The following is a 7174-nucleotide window of genomic DNA, read 5'->3' on the forward strand; positions in this document are numbered from 1 at the left end:
AAATGCCTCTGGCACATGGATGTGCCAGCGGATCGCAGGATGCGGATTTCTTTGCAGTCATACCCCCCATTGTCTGACCTTCCACCTGAATCCATAGCGGCTTCTCGGCACTCAGCAATAATGGTCCAAATCAGCACCAAGACACTTCCGATCGTCACCCCCAAATCCTGGTTCTTTTCCACGATTTGGGAGGACAAGTACGATGCAATACCCCACTCACTGCCTGAGCTGAATATGCGGTCGGCCATTCTCTTCATTGCGCGTCACCTGAACATCCGCCTGATACCAGCGGGTCAGCACTGCTTCGGTCATCACCTCTTGTGGCGTGCCCTGCGCAACTAACTTCCCCTGATGCAACAGCAAAATACGGTCAGCCCACAACGACGCCAGATTGAGATCGTGTACCACGGCACACACGCTCAAACGGGGCTGACGCGTTAGCTTGTGCAACAGACGCAGGGTTTGCTGCTGCCAGTACAAATCCAACGCGGAAGTTGGCTCATCCAGAAACAGCCAACCTTGCGGTGCGTCGTCTTGCCACAACTGGCTAAGCACGCGCGCCAACTGTACCCGCTGCTGCTCACCCCCACTGAGCTGGCGATAGTCACGCTTTGCCAGTTCATCGCAGCCGGTCATGGCCATTACCTGCTGCACAATGCTGGCACTGTACAGTGAAGGCCAGGGCGCGCGCCCCATCGCCACCACATCCTCAGCGGGTTGAGAAAACGTCATCACATTCTGCTGACGCATCACCGCACGGCGTTGTGCCAGCTTCGCCCGATCCCACTCCGTCAGTGCCTGCTGCCCTAAACGACACTCCCCGCTGTCCGCCGGTAAAAAGCCGGTTAACAGACGCAACAACGTCGACTTACCGGCACCGTTCGGGCCAATCAACGCCACCATTTCACCGGGATAGAGCGTGACATTAAGATCGTCAATCAACTTGCGCGATCCGCGCGTATAAGTCAGATTTACAGCCTGAAGCGTATCGATCATTCCTCAATCCCCCGCTGCCGTTGCAAGATCTGCCACAGGAACCAGGGTCCACCAATCAGGCTGGTCAACAGACCTACCGGCATTTCAGCCGGGATCACCACCGTGCGCGCCAGCGTGTCCGCCAACAGTAGCAAGATCGCACCGGCCAATGCGGAGCCAGGCAACATCCAGCGATGATCGCTGCCAAGGACAAAGCGCATCAGATGGGGAACCACCAGCCCGACAAAGCCAATAATGCCACTCACCGAAACGGCAGTGCCTACCAGCAATGCACTGAGAATGAGTAATTTGCGCTGGGTGCGTTTCACATCCACGCCCATATAGTGCGCATCTTCCTCGCCTAACTGCAGCAAATTGAGCGAACGTGCCAGTAACTGCACCATCAACAAGGCGGGAACGATTAACACACCGCATACCGCCAGGGCAGGCCACTGCGCCTGACCCAGGCTGCCCATGCCCCACAGCGATAACGTACGCAGCTGGGCATCATTACTTAGCCACGAGAGTACGCCTACCGCCGCGCCGCATAACGCATTAATCGCAATCCCAACCAGCAGCAACCGGGAGAGATTACCCCGTGCTAACCGGCTAAAGCTGAAAATCAGCAGCGTCACCAGCAAGCTGCCGATAAAGGCGGCAATCATCGGCAGCCACAGCGCCAGAAAAGGCGGCAAAGCCAGTGGCAAGATAATTGATATCGCCACGGCAAGGCTGGCACCGCTGCTGATCCCCAATAATCCAGGATCGGCCAGCGGGTTACGAAACAGCCCCTGCATCACTGCACCCGACACCGCCAGCGCCATTCCCAACAGCACGGCTAACAGCACACGGGGTAAGCGAATATTGAGCCAGACTTGCCAACTGATATCACTTAACGGCGCGCGGTACAGCGCTGAGATAGAGAGACGCATCGCACCGAGATTGGCGGCGATCACCATCGCCACCACCAGCAATACCAGCATGAGTAACAGCCAGCGTGTAAGCGTCCCTTTACTCATGTTTCAGTGATTCAGCCGCTTTACGCAACTGCACAATCGCTTTTGGCGTATCCAGACCAAAACCGAGCAGCGCCATCTCATCGACCACCAGCAGATTATGGTGCTTGCCGGCTGGGGTCAGCGCCAGGCCTGGCAGTTGCCACACTTTCTCTTCACCGCCGAAACTTTGCAGGCCATCAGAGCCCACCACCACAAGATCCGGGGCTGCCGCCACCACACCTTCCTGTGAAAGTTCCTGATAATGGGGCACTGCCGCCATCGCATTCACCAGGCCCGCCTCGTGGATCGCGCTGTCTGCCGCAGTTTGTGTCCCTGCTGCCATCGCTTTCATTCCACTGTGAGACATAATAAACAGCACTTTCACCGGCAACGGCTGATGGGAGAGCTGGGCCAGCTGTTTCGACACTTTGGCTTCCAGTGCCGTTGCCTCCTGCTCACGATGCAACGCCTTGCTAATGGTTGAGATCTTGCTGGAGATCGCCTGCAAGCTGTTATCGCCCGTCACCTCAACCACCTTCACGCCAGACTGGCTCAGCTGCTGCAAGACCAGCGAAGGCTTGGCCTGCTCGCTGGCTAATACCAGCGTAGGGTGCAGCGCCAGAATGCCTTCTGCATTCAGCTTACGCATATAGCCGATATCTGGCAGCTTATTGGCCTGCGCTGGCTGCATGCTGGTGCTGTCACGCGCCACCAGATCTTGTTGCGCGCCCAGCGCATAGACAATCTGGGTGACATCACCGCCAATCGACACCACACGTTCAGCCGCCAGGGTAGGCAGCGCAACCAGCAGTAACAGCAGGCTTAAACGCTTCATGCTGCCTCCCCTGCCACCGCCAAAGTCTCTAACTGCTCACGCCAACGTGCCTGCTCTGGCGTCCCTTCCGTGCGCTGGCCGTACAGCTGCGCAATCTGGGTGCCATCTGCGGCAAACAGCTCAAGGCTGGTTACATAGCCATCTCCGCTGGGTTTACGGGTTACCCAGCTCTCACTGATGTGATTTTCCATCAGATGCAGGGTAAAGGTGCTGTTGAAGACGTTGATCCAGTTCTCCATCGGCATCAGTTTTTCGATTGCACCGGTGAAGATCTGCGTGCAGCCACGGTTGCCGATAAAGATCATGATCTCGTTGGCATCCTGCTGCGCCAGGTTGAGGATCTGAGCCAGCGCATCGTTACTGACCTGCCGCGCCAGATCGTCGCCTACCGCACGGAAAGCCTGCTGGCGTGAGATATTATGACGCTTCAACAGGCCAAAGAACTGATGCACATCGGTCATTTCACGCCATGCGCTATCCAGCGCTGCGGCATCAACCTCTTGCGCCCAACTGTTAGCCGCCGCTGGCACCCATTCCAGTGCTTCAGGGTTTGCCGTGCTGAACTGCGCGATCAGCGCCTGCCAGGCCGCCATGTCGGTATTCTCGGTGGTATAGATCTTCAGTACCGCATCACCGTGGCGGTCAAAAATTTGCACGCTATGGCGTTCGCCACGCGGACTCTGCTCGCTCAGGGCAAAAGCACTGTGCCACTGAGAAGGGAATAAACGCTGATCGAGCGCACGCGGATTGAGCACCAGACCCGCATGTTCACCCAGACGCAAGTTGGTGTAATGACCGACCTGCTCATGCACAGCGTACTCATTACGGGTAATGCTTTTGGTTTCGCCTACCGCTTCCAGGGCCGCCAGCAGCGCCGGGAAATCGGTATTCAGTGCTTGTGCATCCACGCCAACGCGTGCTTCACACAGCTGGGCTTCACCAATACCCATCAGGGTTGCCAGGTCGCGCGCATATTTTTTTGGATGTTCTGTTTTCAGCGCCAGGTATTGTTGATAAGTCGGATTCATATCATTGCTCCATATAAATGCCCTGCGTTACCGCAGGGCAGACTGTGTTATTAGAAGTCGACGTTCACACCCAGTTGGAAGGTGCGACCCGGCGCCATTGAAAGCTGTGAGTCATAGTAATTCTGGTCGGTTTTGCTGGAGGTAGACTCCAGATCGCGGTTGCTGAGGTAATCCCAGTATTTACGATCGGTCAGGTTGTAGATACCCCCGCTCACCTTCACATTCTTGCTGATACGATAGTACGCCGTCAGATCCACCAGCGCGTAGCCTGGGATGTTCTGATAGTAGCTATCGCTGGTCGTCCCGATCGATGAACCTGTATTGGTATACGTCTGACGCTGTGTATAGGTTGCGCGCTTACCGTGGTTAAAGGTAGCGGTAATTGCACCACCAAAACGCTGCTCTGGATCGTCATACGCCACGCCGGTGATCAGGCGAATTGGCGGCACGCTCTCCAGCGGCACGTACTTATCGCCCAGATAGCTGGACTTAGACGCACCCTGTGCGTAACCGAAGCCCAGGTTCGCACTCAGGCCGTTAACCTCTGGGAACCAGGTGCCGAAGTTGAACTTGCTGCCCAGCTCGAAGCCGTAGATATAGGCTTTATCACGGTTCTCCGCGCGGTAAGCGATCGAAATGTTGCTCGGAATATTGGTGAAGACTTCCGGGCTGCTGCTACGTGAATAGCGGGTGTAATCGATAAAGTTTTTGTAGCTGTTGTAGAAGGTCGCTGCTGAGATCGACACGCCTTCAACCGCTTCACCTTTCAGACCAAACTCGAAGTTATTACTGGTCTCGGTTTTCAGGTCGGTATTGCCAAGCAGCGCATACTGCGCGCCGTAGGATGACAGGTAGTTAGACGACAGATTCCATGAACCGTAAAGCTGGCTGGCGTTCGGGAACTGTGCACCACGCTTGTACTGCAGGTAAGTCATCAGCTTCGGCGTCAGGTCATACTGGAACACCAGTGATGGCAGCAGTTGAGCATCATTGAAGTGCTTACCATACAGCGTAGCAATCTCACTGGTAGTGAGATCTGCCGCGCCACCCGCCAGCGTTGAGTAATCCTGCGCTTTGGTGTTCTGATAAGCGAAACGCACGCCTGGAATGATCGAGAAGGTATGACCGTTCAGATCCCAGCTCATGGTGTCTTCAACAAACGCACCAAACGCCAGCGTACGGCTGTTAGCTTCTGGTGGTGAAATATAGCTGTAAACGGTTTGCGCTGGGCTTTGCGAGTATGGACGCTCGGTCGTGTTGGTGCTGCCGTTCATCCCAAAGCTGAATTTGTTAAACGCCCAGCTTTTCTCACCCTTGGTTTCCAGGCTCAGAGTCTTGGTGTTGTAATCAGAGTAGATGTTATAGGCGCTGCTCGAACCATTGGCAGGTATCGCACTGTCATCATGCGCCTGAGTCTGCTGGAAGGAGAGGCTGGTTTCCAGGCTGTCAATCAGCAGGTTGTTATCTGGCGTCCACAGGTCGCGCAGCGTACCGCTCCAGCGGCGAGTGTTGCTGCTCTGGTTTTCACGCCCGAGGATCGAGGTGGTGCCAGTGCCCCAGTAGTCAAAGTTGGTATGGCTGGTTTTGTGGTAGAACTCCAGCGTAGCACTCAGCTGATTCTCACTGTTTGGCTGCCAGATTCCGGTGGCAGAGAAGGCATCAGAGTGCCAGTTGGCCGGATAGGCATCAATGGTGCCGCTGTTGTTGCGGGTTTGCTGACCATCGCGGCGGCTGTAGACCAAAATACCGCGCAGGGTTTCATCGCCGCCCGCTGCGGTAAAGCCATTGTGCCAGCTACGATCGGTCGAGTCGTAATCACTCTGATAACCGAAATAGGTGTGTTTTTCCGGGGTCAGGTAATCGTCTGGTGATTTCGGACGGAAGGAGACCGAGCCACCCAAGGCGTTGTTTTTGTAAGAGACGTCAGTCGCCCCTTCCACAATGCCCACCTGGCCGTAGACATACGGATCGATGTAATCGCCACGGCCAATGCCAAAGGTATTCGAGCCGGTACGGCCAACAGAGCTACGTCCGGTGGCAAACGGCAGTTCAATCCCGTCAACGTCAATGGATACACGGTTATCTTCCAGACCACGAATGTTGTAGCCGGTGAAACCGCCGCGGTCACCGGTGTAACCACTTTTACCGGTGTTACCGCCGCCCGCAGCACCAGGTGCGGTGATCAGCGGCTGGTAGCGCATGATGTTGCCGAAATTGTTCGATCCCTGCTTTTGCAGCTGATCGGCAGTGATCACCGTACGGCTACCCGGCTTTTTCTCCAGTGGCGCAGTAACGGTAAGCACCGGCTCGTTACCCGCGCTTTTCTTGTCAGAAATCGCCAGATCCTGGCTGGTGGCAGCATAGCCACAGGCCGCATGAATCGCCGAGGCCAGTATCGCCGTTTTGAACAGACGTTGTGTAGTTAATCCCTGAATAATTGAGGACATAGACGCGAATTACCCGATTTAATTGTTAGTATTCGCTCACGGTGCTTGCTTCCGATGACAAAAACGGACTTAAAAACCCGTTATAAAGTAATGAGTTATTTTATGATAAGAATGATTTCGGCAAAAAATGTAATGCAAACACGAATGCTTATCAATAATCTTTACGTTAAGATGTATCTTACCGCACGATTTGCTAATTCAATTTCGCGCTGAAAAATAGGCCTGATTCGGAGTCTGTCATGTCACAAAAACCTACTGTTACCCTGCTCTACTGCACGCAATGCAACTGGCTGCTGCGTTCCGCCTGGATGGCACAAGAGCTGCTGCATACCTTTGCCGATGACCTCGCCGCCGTCACGCTGCAACCTGGCACCGGTGGTGTGTTTGAGATCCGGATTGATGGGCATTTGATCTGGGAACGTAAACAAGATGGCGGTTTCCCGGACGCTTCGACGCTTAAGCAGCGCGTGCGCGATTACTGCTTCCCGGATCGTCCGTTGGGACATGTAGATAAAAAGAAAGCGGACCCGCAGGCGTAACGCTACAGCGTTGACGGCTCGTGATCCTTCAGCCAGAGTAAGCGATCCTGTGCCGTACTCAATGTCACAATCGCTGGCCGATAGATAGCAAATTTTTCGGCCAGCGGGCAGGCCAGATAGCGTCCTTGCGGACTGGAGACATATTCCGCGCGGGGAGCTTTTCAGAAGACAGCCGGGGGCGCTGGTATTTCAATATCTGCGTACAGGTCCAAACCGCCCCGACCGCAGGCACAACCGCCGTGGGTATAGACCTGGGGTTAAAGGACTACGCCACCCCGTCAGAGGGTGAAAAGCTTGAGGCAGGGCGTTTCTATCGCGACCTGGAGTCCGCCTTAGGCAAGGCGCAGCGGGC

The 7174-nt window shown here is 55.3% G+C and carries 7 protein-coding genes; 1 reads left to right on the top strand and 6 read right to left on the bottom strand.

All coding sequences use genetic code 11. The features are described from left to right. The 6 genes from B880_RS27180 to B880_RS0122505 all read right to left on the bottom strand — a co-directional run. On the bottom strand, positions 1–257 hold a 257-nt coding region (locus B880_RS27180), incomplete at its 3' end, for a hypothetical protein (protein WP_036646665.1). After that, positions 217–996 (bottom strand): heme ABC transporter ATP-binding protein, encoded by a 780-nt coding sequence (locus B880_RS0122485; RefSeq protein WP_017349722.1) that lies wholly within the window; start codon positions 994–996, stop codon positions 217–219. The genes B880_RS27180 and B880_RS0122485, both read right to left, overlap by 41 nt. Next, entirely contained in the window at positions 993–1994 is a 1002-nt protein-coding gene (locus B880_RS0122490) for a FecCD family ABC transporter permease (protein ID WP_017349723.1), read from the bottom strand. Before B880_RS0122490 ends, B880_RS0122485 begins: the two co-directional genes overlap by 4 nt. Further along, a complete protein-coding gene (locus tag B880_RS0122495) occupies positions 1987–2808 on the bottom strand; it encodes a heme/hemin ABC transporter substrate-binding protein (protein WP_017349724.1) in 822 nt (273 codons plus the stop codon). The genes B880_RS0122490 and B880_RS0122495 overlap by 8 nt, the downstream gene beginning before the upstream one ends. Continuing rightward, a complete protein-coding gene (locus B880_RS0122500; protein WP_017349725.1) occupies positions 2805–3836 on the bottom strand; it encodes a hemin-degrading factor in 1032 nt (343 codons plus the stop codon). The genes B880_RS0122495 and B880_RS0122500 overlap by 4 nt, the downstream gene beginning before the upstream one ends. 50 nt (positions 3837–3886) lie before the next feature. Beyond that, on the bottom strand, positions 3887–6283 hold the full coding sequence (locus tag B880_RS0122505; protein WP_017349726.1) for a TonB-dependent receptor domain-containing protein: 2397 nt from the start codon (positions 6281–6283) through the stop codon (positions 3887–3889). Positions 6284–6522: 239 nt separating this feature from the next. On the opposite strand from B880_RS0122505, the gene B880_RS0122510 reads away from it, so the two are divergent. Beyond that, entirely contained in the window at positions 6523–6822 is a 300-nt protein-coding gene (locus tag B880_RS0122510; RefSeq protein WP_017349727.1) for a SelT/SelW/SelH family protein, read from the top strand. Positions 6823–7174 lie beyond the last annotated feature (352 nt).

The organism is Pantoea sp. A4, assembly GCF_000295955.2.
Lineage (GTDB): Bacteria > Pseudomonadota > Gammaproteobacteria > Enterobacterales > Enterobacteriaceae > Pantoea > Pantoea multigeneris.